The organism is Clostridium tyrobutyricum, assembly GCF_019144085.1.
Lineage (GTDB): Bacteria > Bacillota > Clostridia > Clostridiales > Clostridiaceae > Clostridium_B > Clostridium_B tyrobutyricum_A.
Window position 1 is genome coordinate 1 of record NZ_JAHHUY010000067.1, and the last position, 1,724, is coordinate 1,724.

General features: G+C 33.7%; 1 protein-coding gene. It reads left to right on the forward strand.

Translation table 11 applies throughout. From position 1 onward, the window contains the following. Nucleotides 1-1,724, forward strand: a 1,724-nt coding sequence (locus tag KM800_RS14965; RefSeq protein WP_217813803.1) for a glutamine synthetase, incomplete at its 5' end; no start/stop codon positions are given.

A 1,724-nucleotide genomic window follows, 5' to 3' on the forward strand; every position in this document is an offset into this window, starting at 1 on the left:
ATGCTTTCCTAAAAGGTGCTGTACAGACAGATGGTTCTTCAATAGTTTTGCCTGGAATCGCAACTTTAGACAATGCAAAAGTAGATATGCTGCCTGATACAGATGTAAACTGGTACGTAGACTACAATAAAGACAATATTGACGAAGAAACTGGAAAACCTGTAGGAACTTTGAGAATACCTTGCTTTTTATACCACAATAATGAAACGGTAGATTCAAGATATATATTGAAACATTCTATAGAATACTTAAAATCCAATCTATTTGATCTATTTAAAAAGTATCCTGAATCACTGTCTTCTTTTGGAATAAAATATGAAGATATAGATGATATTGTTGGAACATGTGCTACTGAACTTGAATTCTGGGTAAATACTCCAAACAATAAAACTGAAGTTGAAGCTCTATCCACTTCACAGGTTTTAAAGGAACAGTACTGGGCAAGAACCAAAGGTGCAGTTAAAACTTCACTTGAACAGTCACTGACTACAATGGACATATATGGACTGGAACCTGAAATGGGTCACAAGGAAGTCGGAGGAATACAGGCTAAAATAGATAAAGATGGAAACTATCAGATAATGGAGCAGCTTGAAATTGACTGGAAATATTCTACCGCAGTTCAAGCCGTAGACAATGAAGCTTTTGTAAAGAACTTAATTGAAGAAACATTTAAGGAAAATGGATTAAATGTAACTTTCCTTGCTAAACCGGTTGATGGAATCGCTGGAAGTGGTGAACATACTCATATAGGTATTGCATTAAAACTTAAAAATGGCAAGAGATTAAACTTGTTCTCTTCAACTAAAAATCATTTCTTAAGTACATTCGGATATGCTTCTATAATGGGAATACTTAAAAATTATGAAGTTATAAATCCATTTGTTTCATCAACAACAGATTCTTTAAGAAGATTAAAACCTGGATTTGAAGCACCAGTTTGTATAGTAACTTCCATAGGACGTTCTGTAGAAGTACCATCCAGAAACAGATCTGTACTTATAGGCGTAGTAAGGGAACTTCAGAGCCCTCTTGCAACCAGATTTGAATTAAGAGCACCAAACCCTGGAACAAATACATATATAGCTGTAGGTGCACTATATATGGCAATGCTTGATGGAATAAAATATGCACTTGTAAATGGAAAGACAGAGGATGACCTTCTGGCTGAACTTTCCAAGAAACAGGGCGATACAACAGATTATCTTGAAAAAGACAGAGCTTATAGAAGTGAAATTGATGTATTTGAAGAATATACAGATGAACAGAGAGAGGATCTCTATGGAAAAGCTCCTGCTACTGTATATGAGAATTTATCTGCCCTTGAAGAATACCCTGAAAAGAAAGCAGTTCTTACAAACGGCGGTATATTAAAAGATAAATTTATAGAAAGTTTTAAAGAAGCATTTTTAGAGAAATGGACAGTTGAAATAGAGCACAGAATTTTAAATCAATATTCGGATGAAATAAGAAATTTCAAACAACTTCATCACAGTGACAAGGCTCTTGATATAGATCTTGCCAACTGGGCTAAAGTAAATGAATTAAGATATGCCTTATTAAAGGATTCTTACTCACAAAAAAGTTTGTTCACTCAAATAAAAGAAGCAGTTGAAAGCAAAGAATATGCTAAAGCATCTGATCTTCAGGTAATTATAGAAAAGAAAATAGCTGAATTGAGACAGTCATATTCAACTTATAAAAAGAATTTACTTGATTTATAG